The organism is Aliirhizobium wenxiniae, assembly GCF_014201355.1.
Taxonomy (GTDB): domain Bacteria; phylum Pseudomonadota; class Alphaproteobacteria; order Rhizobiales; family Rhizobiaceae; genus Neorhizobium; species Neorhizobium wenxiniae.
The window spans coordinates 639,316-659,393 of sequence record NZ_JACHEG010000002.1 but is presented as its reverse complement, the minus strand read 5'-3'; the positions used below and the strand labels follow the sequence as shown (position 1 = coordinate 659,393).

At 56.3% G+C, this 20,078-nt stretch carries 17 protein-coding genes; 10 read left to right on the top strand and 7 right to left on the bottom strand.

Features of this window, described 5'->3' with window-relative positions:
- Positions 1-4: 4 nt before the first annotated feature.
- The 3 genes from HNQ72_RS11215 to HNQ72_RS11205 all read right to left on the bottom strand — a co-directional run bounded on the left by HNQ72_RS11215 (position 5) and on the right by HNQ72_RS11205 (position 3,946).
- A complete protein-coding gene (locus HNQ72_RS11215) occupies positions 5-997 on the bottom strand; it encodes a GNAT family N-acetyltransferase (protein WP_244654391.1) in 993 nt (330 codons plus the stop codon).
- 387 nt (positions 998-1,384) lie between these two features.
- Complete coding sequence (locus tag HNQ72_RS11210) at positions 1,385-2,473, bottom strand: glycosyltransferase family 4 protein (protein ID WP_183992331.1); 1,089 nt, start codon at positions 2,471-2,473, stop codon at positions 1,385-1,387.
- Positions 2,474-2,482: 9 nt separating this feature from the next.
- Positions 2,483-3,946, bottom strand: a complete 1,464-nt coding sequence (locus HNQ72_RS11205) for an NAD(P)-binding protein (RefSeq protein ID WP_308422344.1) — start codon at positions 3,944-3,946, stop codon at positions 2,483-2,485.
- Between the two features lie 342 nt (positions 3,947-4,288).
- Here HNQ72_RS11205 and HNQ72_RS11200 point away from each other — a divergent pair, with 342 nt between their 5' ends.
- The 9 genes from HNQ72_RS11200 to HNQ72_RS11160 all read left to right on the top strand — a co-directional run bounded on the left by HNQ72_RS11200 (position 4,289) and on the right by HNQ72_RS11160 (position 14,925).
- Positions 4,289-5,728 carry a lipopolysaccharide biosynthesis protein gene (locus HNQ72_RS11200; RefSeq protein WP_183992330.1) on the top strand — a complete coding sequence of 480 codons (1,440 nt, stop codon included), beginning with the start codon at positions 4,289-4,291 and terminating at the stop codon, positions 5,726-5,728.
- 321 nt (positions 5,729-6,049) lie between these two features.
- Positions 6,050-6,823, top strand: coding sequence for a glucose-1-phosphate cytidylyltransferase (gene rfbF / locus HNQ72_RS11195; RefSeq protein ID WP_183992329.1), 774 nt, complete (start codon positions 6,050-6,052; stop codon positions 6,821-6,823).
- 21 nt (positions 6,824-6,844) lie between these two features.
- Entirely contained in the window at positions 6,845-7,405 is a 561-nt protein-coding gene (locus tag HNQ72_RS11190) for a dTDP-4-dehydrorhamnose 3,5-epimerase family protein (protein ID WP_183992328.1), read from the top strand.
- Positions 7,402-8,733, top strand: coding sequence for a DUF4910 domain-containing protein (locus HNQ72_RS11185; protein ID WP_244654392.1), 1,332 nt, complete (start codon positions 7,402-7,404; stop codon positions 8,731-8,733). Before HNQ72_RS11190 ends, HNQ72_RS11185 begins: the two co-directional genes overlap by 4 nt.
- Positions 8,730-10,007: a class I SAM-dependent methyltransferase gene (locus HNQ72_RS11180; protein WP_183992327.1), complete on the top strand. Its 1,278-nt coding sequence runs from the start codon at positions 8,730-8,732 to the stop codon at positions 10,005-10,007. The genes HNQ72_RS11185 and HNQ72_RS11180 overlap by 4 nt, the downstream gene beginning before the upstream one ends.
- Positions 10,007-10,948 (top strand): DUF707 domain-containing protein, encoded by a 942-nt coding sequence (locus HNQ72_RS11175; protein ID WP_183992326.1) that lies wholly within the window; start codon positions 10,007-10,009, stop codon positions 10,946-10,948. The genes HNQ72_RS11180 and HNQ72_RS11175 overlap by 1 nt, the downstream gene beginning before the upstream one ends.
- A 13-nt stretch (positions 10,949-10,961) precedes the next feature.
- Positions 10,962-12,008 (top strand): NAD-dependent epimerase/dehydratase family protein, encoded by a 1,047-nt coding sequence (locus HNQ72_RS11170; protein WP_183992325.1) that lies wholly within the window; start codon positions 10,962-10,964, stop codon positions 12,006-12,008.
- Positions 12,009-12,048: 40 nt separating this feature from the next.
- Positions 12,049-13,377, top strand: coding sequence for a protoporphyrinogen/coproporphyrinogen oxidase (locus HNQ72_RS11165; protein ID WP_210319566.1), 1,329 nt, complete (start codon positions 12,049-12,051; stop codon positions 13,375-13,377).
- A 150-nt stretch (positions 13,378-13,527) separates the two neighbouring features.
- Positions 13,528-14,925: a hypothetical protein gene (locus HNQ72_RS11160; protein ID WP_183992324.1), complete on the top strand. Its 1,398-nt coding sequence runs from the start codon at positions 13,528-13,530 to the stop codon at positions 14,923-14,925.
- Here HNQ72_RS11160 and HNQ72_RS11155 read toward each other — a convergent pair.
- The 4 genes from HNQ72_RS11155 to HNQ72_RS11140 form a co-directional block, all read right to left on the bottom strand.
- Positions 14,916-15,830 carry a glycoside hydrolase family 16 protein gene (locus HNQ72_RS11155; RefSeq protein WP_183992323.1) on the bottom strand — a complete coding sequence of 305 codons (915 nt, stop codon included), beginning with the start codon at positions 15,828-15,830 and terminating at the stop codon, positions 14,916-14,918. The genes HNQ72_RS11160 and HNQ72_RS11155 overlap by 10 nt on opposite strands.
- 345 nt (positions 15,831-16,175) lie before the next feature.
- The gene (locus HNQ72_RS11150) at positions 16,176-16,484 is read right to left on the bottom strand and encodes a hypothetical protein (RefSeq protein WP_183992322.1); all 309 of its coding nucleotides are present in this window, start codon (positions 16,482-16,484) and stop codon (positions 16,176-16,178) included.
- 116 nt (positions 16,485-16,600) lie between these two features.
- The gene (locus HNQ72_RS11145) at positions 16,601-17,917 is read right to left on the bottom strand and encodes a polysaccharide biosynthesis/export family protein (protein WP_244654393.1); all 1,317 of its coding nucleotides are present in this window, start codon (positions 17,915-17,917) and stop codon (positions 16,601-16,603) included.
- 33 nt (positions 17,918-17,950) lie between these two features.
- Positions 17,951-19,075, bottom strand: a complete 1,125-nt coding sequence (locus HNQ72_RS11140; protein WP_183684982.1) for a glycosyltransferase — start codon at positions 19,073-19,075, stop codon at positions 17,951-17,953.
- 280 nt (positions 19,076-19,355) lie between these two features.
- On the opposite strand from HNQ72_RS11140, the gene HNQ72_RS11135 reads away from it, so the two are divergent.
- On the top strand, positions 19,356-20,054 hold the full coding sequence (locus HNQ72_RS11135; RefSeq protein ID WP_183992321.1) for a sugar transferase: 699 nt from the start codon (positions 19,356-19,358) through the stop codon (positions 20,052-20,054).
- Positions 20,055-20,078: the final 24 nt, after the last annotated feature.

Below are 20,078 nucleotides of genomic sequence, written 5' to 3'. Positions count from 1 at the left end.
CATTTCAGCAAAATGTGTTGGTGACCGAGGAATCCATCCGGCGGATCTGTCGCAGCACGCGATAGGGCATGCTGGCTTTGGTAACGATATAGCGGGGCGATGTCTTGCCGCCGAAGCCGGAGAACAGCAGGATCGATCCCGCGTTGACGATCCCGTCGAAATCGAAGACACGGCCCATAGCCGCCGCAGACTGGATCGCGTTCCAGAGCAGAAGCGGTACGACGCCGTTGCCGGCATCCGGTGCGCGGGTCGACATCAGGTAATAATAAGTGCTGTTGTCGAAGACGCAGAAAATTGCCGCCTTTGGCCTGCCGGTTGCGCTCTCGCGCGCGACCCAGATGTGGCCGCGTCCGTGAGTGACCGCCTGGATCGCGACCTCCTTGCAAGCGCCGAAATCGATATTGGCCTGCAGGCTCCTTTCTTCGAGATGGGCCGCAGAAAGGTGGAAGAAGGCTTCCGGATCCGAACTTTCGTAAACGTCGAAATTCTCCGCGGCACGACGGATGACATTGCGTGTCTTGTCGCGCATCGCCTTCCAGATCACGGCGTCCGGGTAAGGCTCGATCTCGAAAGTGAACTGAACCTGGACATTGTAACCCTGTGCCTGGAAGGGCAGGGCGTCACATACACCGCGATGCATCTTCTGACGGAAGGATGAAAGCGGCGGGAGTTTGCGGATAAGTTCCTGCGTGATCGAATGGCGTTTGACATAGCGATTGGCTTCGCTGCCGCCACCGTCATCGATGCCGGGGCCGAGAAAATGCGTCAGCGTCGGCATGTTGCTGCTCGTCAGGCCGTATCGGGAGTTGACCGTATAGGGAAGGCGCCCGACCGTTCGTCCGCCATCGGTTACCTCGACGAACTCGACCCGCCCGCCTGTGGCAGCTTCCAGCCACCATTGTTCGTGAAATATTGTCGGCGTCAGCTTGTTGAACGCCATCTCTGCTGCCGCTTTTAACTGACCCTGTTGGTCAATACTCTTGCTACGCGTGATCATCGAACCTAACCTCAGTACTATAGATTCTGAACTATGCCTGCTGAGTGGGTATCTGTCGGAGTTATTTAGACTGTATTTGTGGCGTCATGTTAAACGAAAATTAATTAATGTGAATAAGAGCATCCATATTTATTGATTCAAGTTTAATTGTTGCGCTGCAAATAAAATAGGTCGTGGCTTAAGTAGAAATATTAATTCGATGAATCAATGACTTGCCGACTGGCCTGTGGCGGCTGTCGGCGCGGTGGTTGTCAGAAGAATGTAGATCGCTTCGGGTTATGGGCCTGCGGGTCAGGCAAAAAGGCACAGTTTTCCGGGGGCAGGTGAGTGAAACCTGCCGCGTCCTTGCTTCAGAGCGGGATTCGATGACCGGCCGAAAAATATGGATCAGACAGCCTGACGCGTCGCGCCGATGAATTTCGGTTTTGCCATGGCGGACCGGTAGACCGTCGTCGTTTCCAAGGCGACGCGTTCTATGGTCAGGTTGTCGATGCGAATCTGGCTCTTTTCCTGCCATTCGCGAAGAGTGGCGGGATCGGCAAGGAGGTCGGCAAGGGCCGCGGCCAGCATCTCCGGTGCCGATGGAGGCACGAGTATCCCGGCTTCGCCGAATTCCAGCAACTGCGGAATCCCATCGACCTTTGTGCCAATGATGGCGCAGCGCGCCTCGCGCGCCTCGGAAATCACCAGAGGCGCAGGATCGGCGAGCGACGGCAGCACGAATATGTCCGCCGCCAGCATGTAGGGATAGGGATCTTCGAGCGAGCCGACGAAGGTGATTGCGTCGCCGCAGCCCGTCTGCCTGGCCAGTTCCCGATATTCTTCGCCCATGGGGCCGCCGCCGACGATGAAAAGCCGCGCTGCGGGATATGTGGCGTGAACGGTCTTGAATGCCTGTATGAGGTCCACGACCCCCTTGCGCGGGTGTAATCCGCCAACGAACAGGATGCTCGGATGCGCAAGATCTGCAGGCGCCGCTTGCCTATTGGCAAAACGTGCAGTGCCGATCGTGCCGTTGAGCACGACATGCAGCTTTTTCGCCGAAATTCCGCGCTGCTGCATGGAGCGGCTGACGGATTCGCTGACGGCGATCACCCTTGTGCCAAGCCCCATCAGTATGGCGCTTTTTTCAAATTCGTTGTGAACGGTGGTGACCAGCGGAATCCCGGACAGCTTGCAGACCGGATATGCGAATACGGCGCTCGTCATCATATGCGCATGGATGACGTCAGGTTTCCACTCGTTGACATGATGTTTCAATGTCGCGACCGATCGGAGAACCGTCAGAGGTTTCCGTTCGTGATTGACGATGCGGGTCGCTACATGGTTGCTTGCCAGCAGCTCGTCGAAATCGCCGCCGCCGCTGGCGATGCACACCTCGTGACCGAGCCTTCTTTGCTCGCATGCCAGATCGACTGCTGCATGGACGTGTCCGTTCAGCCGGTAAGTGTGGTTAAGAAGATGCATAATACGCATGTTCGGTTACTATCCGTTTTTACATGGAATAAGCTCAAGTCTCTTGTCTTGCTGTTCCCGACGTTCCGGATTATCTGCGGGTTCAGGGTGACGATAGCCCAAAGCCCGTTCCGCTTCTAATGTCGAAACTCTGGCTGTAGGTTGATAGTTGAATGCGCCGTGGCGGCCGAAGGACTCGATCCCGAACTGTTTCAGTCGATCGATTTGCCGGGCAGCTTCCGCCGGCGCGCCGTGCGTATAGATCGGATAGGCGTTTTTAAGGACCTGGCCGCCCTCCAGCTTCAGGTCGCCGTTAAATATGGCGTTGCTGGCAACATGCGCCCTGAATTCTGCTTCTGCAAGTTCAATGCTGGTGATCGTGTCGTTGCTGACGACCTCGACGGCGAAATATTCGCGGCCGTTATTGCGGCCATAGAAATCGGAATAGATCGTCAGCCGCTTCCATGCAGCTTCATAGGAGAAGTTGTAAAGGATGGATTGGGTAAACCCGCGATCGCCCGAGAAGCTGAAATAGAGACTGATAAGCGTGATTGTCTCTAGCGGCTTTTCCTGTTCCAGCCCGCAAAGTCGATACATGATGTTGATCGGCATGGTCGAGATCACTCGCGCAGCCGCTATCCTCTTGCCTTGTGCTGGCGTTAGGATGAACTGTTCATTGTCCTTCGCCACCTTGGATATCAGCGTACCAAGCCTGAAGGTCACCCCTTTTTCGATGAGGCCTATCTTGGCTGGCTCGTAAAGCACCGCATAGCCTGCCTTTGGCCTTGCCAGCTGCTTGTTCTTTAGATGCGGCAATTTCCTCTGGCGCATTTTCCGGAGCAAGCCTCGCAGCGACGAGTGCTCCTTGATCCACATCATGCGCTTTTCGGCCAGTTCCAGGTCGATATGTTCGGGTGGAACGCCGTAAAAGCGTGCCATATAGTTCTCCAGCCCAGAACGCTTGAGCAGGTAGCCGCCGATCCAGAACCTGGCGAAATCCTTGGCGTTGCGCAGCCGACGGCGCCGGATCCGCGCATGGATGATGGAGAGGGCAATTCGGCAGATACCAACCGGGCCGGCGCGAAGGATGTCGTCAACGATCGAAATCGGGTAGCGCGTAATCTTCCTCTGAGGGTTGAGCCTTCCCCACGTCGGATGGATATGAACGTAATGTTCGAGCAGTTCCGGAAAATGCTTTAGCAGTGGGGAGTCATCCTGAAAGATCAGGCTGCCGATGTCGAAGGTGAAGCCATTGGCCGACCAGTCGATGTGGTTTCCGCCAATGTGTTGATATTCGTCGACAATCGCAATGCGCGTGCTGTTTTGTCGAAGGAGTACGGATGCAGCAACAAGGCCGGTTATGCCCGCGCCCAGGATGATTGCATCGTAGACGTCAGCTTCGGATGCCGTTTCCGGCTGCAACTTGTAAGAATCAAGCATCGATTCTCCCCCATAGTTGGCCAGAAGGCTAACAATACTTTCAATAAATATCACATATATCAAATCCGCACTATAATTACTGGGGTGTCAATGCAGGAAATGCACAATAAGTTTGAATTTAACAATTCATAAATCACGACATATTTCGAGATATCTTTGATTTCAGTATAGATTATCGGCCGTTTGTGTGTATCGTTGATCTAGTCGAAAGGTCTGTTGGCGCTCTTTATCGACATCTATCGATCGGTGACGCTCCGCTTCGACTAGGTTGAATTCGCGTCTGTCACATCTTCCGTGCCGGTTCTTCGTGTCGGACGGAAGGGCGTTTTCTAGGTAAGTGAGCCTTGTTCTCGAAGGCTTGCTGACGGTCTCTTTTGTTTGAGGGTTGGGTCGTCGATGCTTGCATTTGCCACGTTAAGAGGCGCGTCCTGGCTGATCTTCTCGCGCCTGTTCGGCCGCGTTGTCGACTTTATCAATCTTCTCATCCTGGCGCGCCTGCTCGTGCCCGCCGATTTCGGCGTCACGGCTTTGGCCATGGCGCTGGTGCTGATTATCGACAGTATATTGGAGGTGCCGGTTACCCAGGCACTCGTGCGCCTTCCCACGATAGACAAGCAGCATCTGGATACGGGCTTCACGCTCGCCGTTCTGCGAGGCATCGCTGTTGCGGCGCTCACAATCGGCTGCGCGTGGCCATATTCTTGGATCAATGGTGATCCGGAGCTGGTACCCGTTGTCTGTATTCTGGCGATCGGCACGGTGGTCAAGGGGCTCTACAGTCCGGCAATGGTCTACTTCGCCCGCAATATCGATTTCCGCCCGACCTTTATTGCCGAGACGACCAGTAAGGTCTGCGGCCTGATCGCCGCAATCGTCATCGTCTATACGGAGGGCGGTTATTGGGCGCTCGTCGCCAATTACGTCGTCGCGGCAAGCGTAACGACAATAATGTCCTATGTTTTTGCCCGCTATCGCCCGGCTCTCTCTCTTCAGCGTCTTGGTGATTTTGCCGGTTTCATGGGGTGGTTCACCGCATCGCAGGTCGTGTCTGCGCTGAACTGGCAATATGACCGGCTGATGATCGGTGCATATGTTCCGAAAGCTTTGCTTGGCCGCTATACGGTGGCGAATGACGTTTCGTTGATACCGACGCAAAGCTTCATCGGTCCGGCTCTGCAGCCTCTGATGTCTGCATTTTCGAAGATGAGTTCGGACCGGGCAAGGGTCGGCCAGGCATTTCTGAAGGCAATCCGCATCGCCATGCTGATCTGCGTGCCTGCCACGCTCGGCATCGCCCTGACGGCGGATCTGGTCACTAATCTTCTGCTCGGGCCGAAATGGGCCGAGGCTGCCCCTTATCTGGCCATGCTGTCCATCTCCATGCTGCCGGTGCCTTATTTCCAGACGCTGACTTCTCTTAGTCTTGCCCTTGATCGTCCAGATCTTCTGTTTCGGATAAATCTGATCGATTTCATCCTCCGCACAATCGCTGTCACGGCCGGTTTCTATTTCTTTTCGATCGAGGGCGTTATCTACGCAAGGTTGCTGATGGCCGCAGTAATGGGGGGCTACTACGTGTTTCAGCTGCGGCAGCTCCTCAATCTCGGGTTCCGACGGCAGATCCGGAATCTGTGGAAGGTCGCGGTGGCCGGCGCAGTGATGGTCGTTGCCGTCTATTGGTTGCGAATGCAGTTCGCCGGTCTGGAAATCCCCGATTTCTTGGAGATGGTCATGATTGCCGGTTTCGGCGCGGCAGCTTACGGCGCAACGCTGCTGGGTCTTGGCCTGAGGCTGAAGCTCGGCGGTGGCCGCTTTGAGCTGTTTGACGCACACTAACGTCGTCGTGGCGTGCTCAAGGGCAAGGCTTCTGGCTCTGGCGTCCGATGCGTGCCTGGCTGCCAAGGCAGTCGCAACGTAAGCGCGATGGCCATTAATATCACGTCGAGTGATGGATAACTTAGCCCAATTGTCTGGGTGACGGTTTTATTACTGTCGAGTTATTATTTAAAGCTTAACAATAATTAAAAACCTCTTGCTCGCTCCGTTAAATTATGTTTTGCTTGGGTCATCACGTGAAATTGCCAGCATTCGAGTATCCTTAGTATTTCAATGTGAGTTCCATTTGCGGATCTCACAGAGCGGATGGCGTGTTTTACTATGAAAGCTGTAATTTTGGCGGGAGGTCTTGGAACAAGACTTTCTGAAGAGACGTCGACTGTACCAAAGCCTTTGGTTGAGATTGGCGGGCAGCCAATTCTCTGGCACATCATGAAGATATACGCCGCTCATGGCGTGAAAGACTTCATCGTGTGCTGCGGTTACAAGGGACATCTGATCAAGAAGTTCTTTGAAGACCTCCGGATGCGTGGATCGAGCGTGACTTTCGATCTTGCAACATCGGAAGTTACCTATCTCGACCCGCCTTGCGAAGATTGGCGCGTCACGCTGGCGGATACGGGCGCAGACACGATGACCGGCGGTAGGCTTGCCCGGATTCGGCATCTTCTCGGCAACGAGCCGTTTTTCATGACCTATGGTGATGGCGTTGGTGACATAGACCTGACCGCGCTTCTGAAATTCCACAATGACCACGGCAAAAGCGCAACCGTGACTGCAGTGCAGCCGGTCGGCCGTTTTGGTGCTATGTATCTGGAAGATCAGGATCCGCGGGTCCATACTTTCAATGAAAAGCCGGAAAATGGCGGCACCTGGATCAGCGGCGGTTTCTTCGTCCTGGACCCGTCTGTCCTCAATCTCATCGAGGGCGATGAGATCATGTGGGAGAGGGGGCCGATGGACGAACTGGCCAAGCAGGGCGAGTTGATGGCCTACCGTCACCATGGCTTCTGGCACCCGATGGATACGCTGCGGGACAAGACGGTGCTGAACGAGATGTGGGCATCCCGTTCGGCTGAGTGGAAAGTCTGGTAGCCGCAGGCTTGAGGAGGCGTCATGAACTTCACCTCTCTCGGCGGCTCGGATGCGAAACTTATCGATCTGAAGGTTCACGGCGACAGCCGCGGCAGTTTTGCCCGCACATGGTGCACGAAGCTTTTTGATGATGCCGGTGTCGCGTTCACGCCCATTCAGGGAAATACGTCCCTGACGAAAACGCGCGGCGCCGTTCGCGGCATGCATTTTCAAAGGGCGCCGCATGCCGATGCCAAGGTCGTCCGTTGCAGTCATGGACGTATCCATGACGTGATCGTCGATCTTCGCGAGGGATCGAAGACTTTGGGAGAGACCTTCCATGTCGAGCTCGGTGCCGACGATGGAAGGATGCTGTTCATTCCGGCAGGTTTTGCACACGGGTTTCAGGCGCTGAGCGAGGACGCGATCGTCGAATACCTGATGGGTGAGGCCTATTACCCGGAACTTTATGACGGAGCGCGTTACGACGATCCGCTTCTGTCGATCGAATGGCCGGAGCCTGTGACGGAAATCTCCGAAAGGGATCGGGAATGGCCGGATCTTGAGGCGAGAATGCCCTGGCTCCAACGGAGCGCCGCATGATGCTGGATGGTGTGTTCAAGACTGCAGGCAATGACGACGGTGGCATCCTGCCGCCCCTCGACATGATGTCCTTGCTTCGCACCCTATTCCCGTTGCCGCGCAGCCTCACCGGCGACGGCGTGCGTGCAACGCTCAAGGCATTGAAGCAGCATATCCCGCTCGACATCCGCGAGGTGGCGACCGGCACGCCTGTCTTCGATTGGGAAGTGCCGCGCGAATGGAATATCCGGGGAGCGACGATCAAGACGCTCGATGGCCGGGTGCTTGTCGATTTCGCTGACAACAACCTGCATGTTGTCGGCTACAGCGTGCCGGTTCGCGGCACTTTCACCCGCGAGGAACTGGCGGCGCATATCCACACGCTGCCTGACCAGCCGGACGCGATCCCATACCGCACCTCCTATTACGCAGAGAACTGGGGTTTCTGCCTGCCGCATTCGCTTTGGGTGACGATGCAGGACGAAGCTTACGAGGTCGAGATCGACAGCGAGCTTGCCGATGGTGCACTGACCTATGGCGAGTTCTTCATCCCCGGCGAAACCGATGAAGAGATCCTGATCTCCGTCCATGTCTGTCATCCGAGCCTTGCCAACGACAACCTGTCCGGCATCGTCGTCGCGACGGCACTTGGCCGGCATTTTCTGGCGCAGCCCAGGCAGCGTTTCGGCATCCGCTTCCTCTTCCTGCCGGCAACCATCGGCGCGATCACATGGCTGGCCGAAAACGAGACGTACCTCGGGCGGATCGCCCACGGCCTGGTCCTGACCTGCATCGGCGATGGTGGTCCGTTCCACTACAAGAAGACCGTCAACGGTGCGCCGGTGGATCTCGCAGCCGAGCATGTGCTGCGGCATAGCGGTCATGCTTATGGAATGCTCGAATTCTCGCCCTACGGTTACGATGAGCGGCAATACGGTTCGCCGGGCATCGCCCTGCCTGTCGGCTGCCTGATGCGCGCCATCCATGGCACTTTCCCGGAATATCACACCTCGCTCGACAATTGCGACTTCGTCACATCGGAGGCGCTCGGCCAGTCCTTTCGGCTGCTGGTGGATCTGCTCGAGCTGCTCCAGCAGAACGCCAACTATCGCCGCGTCGACGGCAGGGGCGAACCACAACTCGGGCGGCGCGGGCTTTATCGCGCCATAGCCGGGCAGAAAGAAGCAGGCGGTGCCTCGCAGATGGACCTGCTCTGGGTCCTGAACCAATGCGACGGCAACCGCTCGCTCCTCGATATCGCGGAACGCGCCAAGGCGCCGTTTTCCAGAATACGGAAAGCCGCAGATCTATGTTTGAACGCTGAATTAATCACGGAGGTTCGGCCATGACTATCGCAAGCATTCAGGTGGAAGCATCAACGCCGAAGTCCGGCCGTATCACAGCCTGCAGGTCCTGCGGCGGCAATCATCTCGATACGATCCTTGATCTCGGCAATCAGCCGCTTGCAAACGCGCTGCTCGAACCCGAACAGCTCGGCGTTCTGGAGCCGCTGTTTCCGCTGGAAGTGGTGCTCTGCCAGGAATGCGGCCTCCTGCAGGTCAGCGAGGATGTGCCGCCGGAAATCCTTTTCGGCCAAGATTATCCGTATTTCTCGTCCTTCATTCCGGCCCTTCTTGCCCATAGCCGCGAGCATGCGCTTGATCTCATCGCCGAGCGGGGTCTCGGGGCCGACAATCTTGTCGTCGAGATCGCCAGCAATGACGGTTATCTTTTGAAGAATTTCGTCGAGCATGGCATTCCGGTGCTGGGCATCGATCCTGCCAGCGGCCCGGCCAAGGCGGCGATCGAGATCGGCGTGCCGACGGTCATCGATTTCTTCGGCAAGGACGTGGCAACGAAGCTGGTTGCCGAAGGCAAGCGCGCCTCGGTCATGCTGGCCAATAACGTGCTCGCCCATGTCAACGACATCAATTATTTCGTCGAAGGTTTCGCCATTCTGCTGGCCGATGACGGCATTGCCGAATTCGAGTTCCCTTACGTCAAGGATCTGATCGAAACCTGCGCCTTCGACACGATCTACCACGAGCATTTCTTCTATTATTCGCTGGCAGCCCTCGAGCCGCTGATGGGCCGCCACGGGCTTTATCTCAACGATGCCAGGAAACTCGATATCCATGGCGGCTCGCTGCGCCTGCGGGTCTCGAAGACCGAGGGCAAGTCCGAACGGCTGCAGAAGATGCAGGCGGAAGAAGATGCAATGGGCCTGACTGGCTTCGATTGCTACCGTGATTTCGGCCTGCGCGTTTCCGGCATCCGTGATGACTTGAGGAAGATGCTCGGTGCCTTCCGTGAGGAAGGCAAGACGATCGCCGCTTATGGCGCGGCTGCCAAGGGCGCGACGCTTCTGAACTATGCGGATCTGCCGGCCGGCACGATCTCCTATGTCGTGGACCGCAACACCCACAAGGTAGGCAAGTTCATGCCCGGCGTCCGCTTGCCGATCCGGCCGGTGGAAGAACTGGTTACCGCGCCGACCGATTATCTGCTCATCCTGCCCTGGAATTTTGCCGACGAAATCGTCGCCCAGCAGGCGGATTACAAGAAGAAGGGCGGAACCTTCCTCAAGGCCATTCCCTATCCTCAGGAGATCGAGGTGGGCTGATGTCTGACGCCAACCAAGTCCGCAACCTTGTATTCGCACGCGTCGGCCGCCTGTCGCTGCACCGCAACTGGCTGGTCGAGCCGAAGGCGTCGCGAAACTGGGATCTGCAGCTGAGCACTTACGATGAGCAGCAGTCGGATCTCGATGACGGAGACTTTCCGCTCTCCGTCGACACCGGTACGAAATGGGATAGCGCCTGTCGATACCTGCGGGCCAATCCCGATCTGCTTGACCGCTACGACTACATCATGTTTCCCGATGACGACCTGCTGTTCGAGCCGAATGGCCTGTCGAACCTGTTCGACCTCATGACGTCTAACGACCTGGATATAGGTCAACCGTCACTCCTCCCGTCGAGCCATATCTCCTATCCGGTCACGGCGCATTGCCCGGGATTTACGCTGCGATATTCGAATTATGTCGAACCGATGTGCCCGATCATCCGCACGGATTATTTGCGCACGCTCCTTCCCATTCTTGCTCGTTGGCCGACCGGCTGGGGGCTGGATGATATCTGGACCATGATGATGGCAAAGCCCGCCTATCGCGCCGCCTTCATCGATGCCTCGCCGATCCTGCATACGAGGCCGCTCTATACCGGCGCTGTCTACAAGACGTTCGAGAGGCTGGGCATGGACCCTGAAGGCGACCTGAAGGAAGTCCGAAGCACGTTCCGGGGAGTTCCGCAGCCGAAACTGATCTATGGCGGCATAACCGATGGCGGCCGCAAGGTCAGCCATATCGCCGCCAATATTCGCAACGGCCTGCATCTCCTGCGCGCCACAAGTGCAATGCGCAAACCGCGCGAAGCCAGAAGGGCGGGTTACGGCATGCTGATACGCACGCTCACCCAGATCGGCTACCGGCCGGTGCAGCTTGAAAAGGTGGTCGGGGCGAGCCCCGCCGTCACCGTTCTTTCGACAACCACAACCACAAGATAGAGGCGGTTCGTACATGCGTATCCTGATCACCGGAAATATGGGTTATGTCGGCCCGGTCGTGGCAGCACATTTTCGCTCGGTCTGGCCGGACGCGGAGCTTATCGGTTTCGATACCGGTTATTTCGCCCAATGCCTGACGCTGCCTGATGAATTTCCCGAGCGTGTGCTCGACAAACAGGTCTTCGGCGATGTCCGTGACTTTCCGGTGGAATTGCTCGAAGGCGTGGATGCGGTCGTACATCTCGCAGCTCTTTCCAACGATCCGATCGGTGCCCGTTTCGAAAAGCAGACGGAAGGCATCAACTACCGCGCCAGCGTCGATATCGCCACGGCAGCCGCCGAGGCGGGTGTGAAGAGCTTTGTCTTTGCCTCCAGCTGCAGCGTCTACGGCTTTGCCGAGGGTGGGCCGCGCAAGGAAAACGATACGCTGACACCGCTGACAGCCTATGCAAGGTCCAAGATCGCCACCGAACAGGCGCTGGAACAGCTGGAAGCGCCGAACATGGCGATCACCTGCCTGCGCTTCGCCACCGCATGCGGCCAGTCCCCGCGGTTGAGACTGGATCTGGTGTTGAACGATTTCGTCGCAACGGCTCTTTCGACCGGCGAGATCAAGGTCCTGAGCGATGGCACGCCCTGGCGCCCGCTGATCGATGTTAAGGACATGGCGCGAGCCATGGAATGGGCAATCAAGCGCGATAGCGACAACGGCGGCCGCTTCGTGTCGATCAATGCCGGCCGCAACGAGAACAATTATCAGGTCTTCCAGCTTGCCGAAGCAGTGGCCCAGGCGATCCCCGGCACGCGCGTTTCGATCAACAAGGACGCACTGCCGGATCTGCGCTCCTATCAGGTGGATTTCACCCGCTATGCCAAGGCAGCCCCAGACCACCAGCCGGCTGTCTCCCTGTCTGAATCGATCACGCGGTTGGTGGACGGTCTGACGAGTGCAAAACAGGCGGGACGTGAAGTCATTCCGGCTGCGGCAAAGCGACTGACCACGCTTGAGCGCCTCATGGATGCGGGACGTCTGTCGGACGATGTTCGCTGGGTAAACTGAAGGGCCAGGACCAGAAGAGACGAGTGGTGATAAGGGAACGATGATGGAGCATCAGGGATATGCGATCTTGGGCGGCGGAATGGCCGGGTTCGGCGCCGCCAACGTTCTGTTTGCCAATGGCATACGGGCCAGGATCTACGACAAGCGCTCCAGGCCGGGCGGCCTGACCTCGAGCTTCGGCAATGGTGATGGCTTCGTCTTCGACGAGGGCGTGCATATCTCGTTCACGAAAAATCCCCGCGTGAAGGATCTGTTTGCGGAGTCGACCGGCCAGAAATTCGAAGTCGGCAATGTCTATTGCAACAACTACTGGCAGGGGCACTGGATCAAGCATCCGGCACAGGTCAACCTCCACGGCTTGCCAGCCGATCTGGTGGTTAATTGCATCAAGGATTTCATTGAGGCGCGCCAGATCGAAAACCCGAAGATCACCAATTACGAAGACTGGCTGCTGGCCGCTTTCGGCAAGACCTTCGCCGAAACCTTCCCGGCGGTTTACACCCGCAAGTATCACACCACGGATGCCAGCAACATGTCGACGGACTGGCTGGGACCGCGTCTCTATCGCCCCAATCTGGAAGAGATGCTGCGCGGCGCGCTGGAACACGAGCCGCTTGACGTTTTTTACGTCAATGAGTTCCGTTATCCGACGGAAGGCGGTTTCGAATCCTTCATAAGCGGCTTTTACGATAAGGCCGAAGTGCTCTGCGACCACGAGATCGCGGCAATCGACACGAAGGAAAAACAGCTGACTTTCAAGGACGGCACGACGCATGATTTCAAGAAGCTGATTTCGTCCCTGCCTCTCCCGATCGTCATTCCTCTGATCAAGGGTGTGCCTGATGACGTTCGCGAAGCTGCCGCTAAGCTCGCCTGTACCCAGGTCGTGGTCGTCAATATCGGGCTCAATCGCCCGATCGAGACCAAGCCGCAATGGTCCTATTTCTACGATGAGGATATCCCGTTCGCGCGCGTCAGCTACCGTGGCAATCTGTCGAAGAAAAGTGTTCCCGATGGCTGTGGGGCTCTGCAGGCGGAAATCTACTTCAGCGAAAAATACCGGCCGCTGACCGGCAGCCCGGACGAGTGGATCGAACCGGCCATCGATGCGCTGATCAAGTCCGGCATCGTGCAGTCGCGCGCCGAGATCATTCACAAGAGCGCAATCATGCTGCCCTTTGGCAACGTGATCTTCGATCTTGATCGAAAAGCCGCCGTCGAAACCGTGCATGCCTATCTCGACGAGATGGGCATCGAATATTGCGGCCGCTTCGGCCAGTGGGGCTATATCTGGACCGACGCCGCCTTCCTGAGCGGTGAGCGAGCCGCACGTGCAGCGCTCGGGCTAACCGGTACGGTCGAGGAGTAGGGCAATTCGACTAAAGGTGGGAACCGGTTTTACGGCCGGAATTGCGTTAGAACAGGGAGATGGAGCGAGGTCGCGTTTTGAGGAAACGCGGAAACGTACTCGCTCGACGGCGCGCCAAACCCACTTCACCACAACGGCGGGGTTACCGTGATGAGTATCCCGCCCGTCGGTGTTTTCACGCTTATCGTCGGCATCCTCTGCCTGATATCCGGTTATCGCGCCACAGCGATTGCCTTCGGCGTGATGACCATATTCGGCGGAGCGGCTGCGGTGATGATCGGCGGGGCAGGCATTCAGCCCGGCCATCTCTTCGTCGGCTTCCTGGCGCTTGCAACGCTCTCCTACCGTGAGAAGATGAAGGTCGCACTCAACGCGCTGGCCTTTCCGCAACCCGCTTTCTGGCTTCTCTGCCTTCTGACCTATGGCGTGCTTGCAGGGTTTTTCGCTCCGAGGCTGTGGGCAGAGACAATGAACATCATTCCGCTCGGCTCGTCCGAATATCCCGAGACCGGCGGTGCGGTGCCGCTCGGTCCGGTTTCCAGCAATCTCACCCAGGCCATCTACAACACCGCCAATATTGTGACCTTCGTCATGATTGTTGCGATGGGCTCTACCATGGCAGGATTTCGCGCGGCGACCGGTACCGTATTGGCCTTCTCTTCCGCCAACCTGCTCTTCGGCATTGCCGATCTCGTCACCTACGGAACCCCGATCCAGGAACTCTTCAGCTATATCCGCAACGCACCTTACGCTTTCCATGACGAGGCGATTGTCGCCGGCGTCAAACGCGTCGTCGGTTCCTGGCCGGAGGCTTCCACATTCGCCGGTGTCAGCCTGGGTGTGGTGGGTTTTGCCGGAACGATGCGCATTTGCGGGCGCTACAGCAAATTGACAGGTTTTCTCTTCCTGCTGACATCGATTATGGTGATCAGATCCACTTCGTCCGCCGGCCTGTTCGGTCTGCCGGTCTGCCTCGCGATCCTTTACATGACCTGCTTTTTCCGCTGCGGCGGCCGGTCCGGCACCCGGATCAGTGGCGGTATCGTTCTTTTCGCGCCGATCGTCCTCGTCCTCGTCGGCATGATGATCGTTATGAACGAGGATCTTTTCCGCCAGCTTTATGCCTATTTTGATCTTCTGCTCTTCAGCAAGGCGAACTCTGCATCCGGCATCGAACGGGGCATGTGGAATGCCTATGGCTGGAGCAATTTTATCAACTCGTATGGCCTCGGCGTCGGGCTCGGCACCTCTCGCACATCGAGCTTCATTATTGCGCTTCTTTCCAATGTCGGCATTCCGGGTGTGATTTTCTTCGGCCTGTTCTTTTTGTCTGCCTTTTACACCAGGCGGGGAACGCCGCGGACATTCGACAGTGATGTCCGGCTTGCGGGCCGCAACGGTTGCCTTTGTCTTCTCATCGGCGCTTCGGTATCAGGATCAACCGTGGATACCGGACTTTTATTTTTCGTCATGGCGGGGCTTGCGACAGCGGTGCCGGCCGAAGAGCGTGAGACGTCGTTCGCGCCGCCGGTGCCTGCTCACGCATAGACCTTCACATAGTCCACCCGCATCGATGTCTCCATGTGTTCGGGAAGCAAGGGATCCGGGTAAGGCACGTCCGCACGCAGCGCGAGGGTCACGAGCGGCCAGAAGACATCGTTATTGGACTTGATTTCCGCGGCGCGCCCGATCGACCAGACGGTCGGTCTGCCGCTCGCGGGGTCGATCACTGGCTCCCGTTCGAAATACGGTCTGCATTCGTTCTCGGTCACCAGCATGCCGTATCGGCAATATTGCGTCGTCATATCGACCGGCGTTCTGACGCCGACTTCGGCGTGCCGCTCCCCTGGCTCGCCCCACTCGTGCAAGTAGGCACCGTAATTCGTCGGTTCGAACCCCTTCTGCTCGACGACATCAATCTCGATACTGGTTTTCGGGAAAAGAATGCTGCGGCCATTCATCAGCCAGAAGGCGGGCCATGTGAGCGGATGTTTGGGAAAGATCATCCGGGTTTCGAAATAGCCGGTCCGCCAGCCCTTCAGGATTGTCCCGTCTCCGCGGGCGGTCTGAAGATTGCCGGAGATCCATTGCTTCTGCGGTTCCGCGTTGCCGTAATAATGCGGCACGGACATTTGCCGTCCGATATATTTTGCCGAGATCCGAAGCGCCTTGCCGTTTGCCGTCGCGTCGTCGTCGACGATTGCGTAAGGATTGAAACCCTCCTCGCCGGTGCTACGGGCAAAGGCGGAATTACCGTAAAAGCCCGGATCGAATGTCGTCGCTTTCCGCCCGGCTTCCCAAATCGTCCAGTCGATCGTTCTGAATTGCTCGTCAAAGATCAGGCGGCGTCCGCTGGTCGGGTCACTTGCTGCCAGTGCCCGGCCACCCAGCATCACCCCGGCCCCTGCCAGTACCGATGCCTTGACGAATGTTCTACGCGGCAGCTTCGACATGTCCGATCCTATCTTCAAGGAAGTTACGTGTGTCCTGGCAGGTCAGCGGCTCTGGGATGATCGCCTGATTTATCAATTTCCCGATGTTCGTGAAATGGATTGAATTCCTCACGAGATTGATCACCGGTTATTCAGTGTTTCTGTATGTATTGATAAGTTAGACTAGCGATAGACATGGCGTCCATCGAAAATAAACGCTGATACGTATATTTGATTTAAGTAAGAATCATCAGTATAGCCAACGCGTGGCTTGGATTTCGATTGCAAAAAATGAATATTCGCTTCGAATATGCTAAAATTATCCGTATCCGGCCTGAACACGCCTTCGGCTATTTGTTGTGCCGGTCAGGGTTGTTGCTGATCGTGAAGATATTTGGTGCCGGCATCCAGTTCCGAATGTCGGTGCTTGGCTTTATGTGCCCGGGTATGGGCGACGTAACGCACGAAATGAGAGGCAATATAACCAGCGCCAAGCGCAGTGCTCAGCATCATGACCCATATGAAGGTAGATGCCAATGAAAGTCCCGATAGGACTGCGGTCAAGAGATAGACGATCGCGACGAATACGGAAAGTATTGTGAAGACAACGACATGAAGCCAGATTCCACAAACGGCGCCAATGGCGGCGGAAAGGATCAGGACCCAAGTAGCCATTCATTACCCAATTTTAATTAGGATTCTCTAATATTAATATCGCATGTCTATGCGTATTGGATCAAGCCCCGAACGCTGCCGTGGCGAGTTTTCCTCTCTATTAAGGTTGATGCCGGTTACTGCGAGGCACTCCCGTTTTGCGTCACCGCATTCTGTTGAGGCTCTACACGAATGACATCGCCTGGCTGGACAGGGTCGTCGTCCTTGACCACGAATGTTTCCGCCGCGCCGTTGATCGTGCGGCTGATTTTCGTGATCGTACGCGGGCGGCCTTCGGCATTCAGCGCGGATAGGGCCGCCGGCACGCGCATCTCGATATTCAGGAGCAGTGCCTGCGAGGTTCTCATTTTCTCGTCATTGGCTGCAAGCTTGTCTCTGAGTTCTGATGCTTCCATCAGTGCGGATGCCTTGAACTTCTCCACGACGGCCAATGCATCCTGGTCGAGTTTCGTCAGATCCTGCTGCGTAGTCAAAAGGGCAAGCGATACGTCGAGATTGCGGCTCTCGAGATCCGCGAGATTCTGGTTCGCGCCAAGCTGGCGTGATGACACGGTCAGCCCTTGTGAAACCAGCTTGTTGACCGAGCTCAGATCCTTGTTGGCGAGATCGATCTGCTTCGTCAGCGACGCTTCCTTCTGCTTAAGTCCTTCGATCTGGTTCTTGGCAAGAACCTTGGACTGTTCAAGCGCGGTAAGATCGGAATCCATAGAGCGCAGGCGGCTGTCCAGAAGCGCCTGCTCGTTTCGCATCACCTGCATCACAGCGGTCTGGGACGAGCGTTCCGTCAGTTCGCGCGGAAAATTGATCTTGCTGTTCTTCGCCAGCATGGCATCCACGCGGGCCTGTCTGGCTATGAGACCAAGCCGCTCTGCTTCAAGCTCTCGCATCGTTCCCTGGTTCACAAGGGCCTCGCGCTGGACCTCCATGACCCGAGGGTCAACGCTTCCGCTTCCTCCCGCCATGCTGAGCGCCTGGGTTACGGTAAGGCCGGGGAGGAAATTGAACTTGCCGGGTGTTCCAACTGCGCCCGTAACGAAAAATGGCCTGTAACTGGAGATTTCGATCGATGCATTCGGCCGTTTTTGCAGGCCGATCTGGGCCTGAAGTTGCTCGCCGATGATCTCGGAGACTTCCTCCGGCGTCTTGCCGGCAACCGGAATTGTACCCACGATCGGCAGTGACAGCGTTCCCGAGGCCGAAACCGTAAATTCCCCCGTCAGCGGCACCCACTCATAGGCAATGCCCGCACTCGGCCGCCATTCGAAAACACGGATCTTCAACACGTCGAGCGGACCGAGAAGATAGGTGGCTGCAAGGGCCTGCCCGAAGGTCGATGCGAGCATGCCCGAGGCAAGCGCAAGTATCCAAGCGCCTGCGGGGAAGGAAAAGAGTGCTTTGCGGTTACGGCGGCAGGAGGAATTGGTATGCGTCACGTTCCCTATGCTCCTTCGGCTATTTCACCTGTGTCATGCTATCTGTGCGGGTCTCACGGCCGGCGGCGGCTCGGTGCCTAGCGCCTTGTACGCAAAGTTACTGAATTTCCTGATGAACACAGGTGTGGCGAAATCTGCGGCGCGTGTCACGGCATCGGCCGGATCGAAGTCCATACGCTCCAGCCGGTCGATGGCGTCGATAAGCGTCTCTACGGTTTGATCCTTGAAGAAAACGCCCGTCCTGCCATCGATGACCGTCTCGGTTGCTCCGCCGCGCCCAAATGCGATGACAGGACGACCGCTTGCCATGGCTTCCAGCGGGACTATACCAAAATCTTCTTCGCCCGGAAAGATCAGGGCTCTGCATCGTGCATAGTGATACTTCAGCACGTCGAAAGATTGTGAGCCCATGATCGTCACTGTCGGGCCGGCAATCTTGCGAAGATAGTCCAGCATCTCGCCGCCGCCGATGACGACGAGTTTTTTCTTCATCAGATTGAATGCCTCTACTGCCAGATCCGGCCTCTTGTAGCCGACGAGCTCGCCGACCATCAGATAATAGTCGCCGACCTCCTGCATGGGCACCGGGCGAAAGGCCTGAGTGTCGACGGGCGGGTGGATGACATCGGCATCCCTGCGATAATAGCTTCTGATCCGGTTGGCGACCGTGACCGAGTTGGCGGCGAAATGATCGACCCGGCTTGCCGTGCCGATATCCCACGCCCGGAGGCGATGCGCGAGCGGCGGCATCATTAGCCGCGTCATTATACCTGACTTCCGATAGTATTCGTGATACATGTTCCAGACGTATCGCATCGGTGAATGACAATAGCAGATGTGCACGGCCGGAGAATTCGGAATAACGCCCTTGGCGGGGCCGGATTCGCTACTGATGACAAGATCATATTGACTTAAATCCAGTTGCTCCAGCGCCATCGGCATCAGGGGAAGGTATTTTTTATACATACGCTTTGCGTATGGCAAAGAATTGATGAACGTTGGATAAATTGTGTGTGAATTGATTGCAGCTGATATAGAAGCCTTGTCATATACATGTGTGTAAATGTCAGCTTGCGGATAAATCTTGCAGATAGCCTCAAGGACTTTCTCGCCGCCTCGCATTCCGACGAGCCAATAGTGGATAATTGCCACGCGCATGAGCCACCTCACGAGAATCGTTATATTCTATAAATCGTATTAGCGTCCGATAGTTCTGAGGATAAACCTGTAATGCTGGTTGTTCCAAAGAAGAACTAAGGGAGAACGGTCCGGAAAGCTTCAGTAAAGACTTTCTGGAGTTTCTAACATTTTTCAATAGACTACAGTCAATAAATATATTGTCAAACTTTTAAGCATTTGTTAGCAATGATTAACAGTGCTACGCAGTGCATGCAAATCGACTGACCTTTAATCACATCTGCTGATATGGAGTGCGTCAATGCGTGACGTCAATGCAAACGCCGGGGAAAGTGGCGTTCAGCGATTATTTGTTTTCGACAAGTTCAAGTTAAAGCTGTCTCCTGGGCTGTCTTTATTTGCTAAGAGAGCTTTAGATATTCTTTTATCTCTAACGGCTTTGTTTGTTCTTGTGCCATTAATATTTATAACGGCTCTCGTATTGCTGCTGATCCAGGGAAGGCCAATCTTCATTGCTCATAGCAGAATTGGGCGCGGCGGGGGGATGTTCCCGTGCCTTAAGTTTCGCACCATGGTCAACAATAACGAAGCGTTGCTTGAAAAATACTTGGCGGATAATCCAGCGGAGCAAGCGGAGTGGGCGGCCACGCGCAAGCTGAAGAACGATCCGCGCATCACGCCGTTCGGCGCTTTCCTGCGCAAGAGCAGCATTGACGAGATTCCGCAGCTCGTGAATGTCGTTCTCGGCCATATGAGCATTGTCGGTCCCCGCCCGATCGTTCCCAGCGAGACGGTTTATTATGGCCAGAACTACGCCGATTATATTCGCGTGCGTCCGGGGCTGACGGGATTGTGGCAGGTTAGCGGGCGAAGCGATGCCGATTACGTCAAGCGCGTGCAGCTCGACGCGCTTTATGTCGCCAATCGCAGTCTTGTCGGCGATCTGGTGATTATGGCCAAGACCATACCTGCTGTTTTGAATGCGCGTGGAAGCTATTGAGGAATAATGCCTTTTGGCATTGCG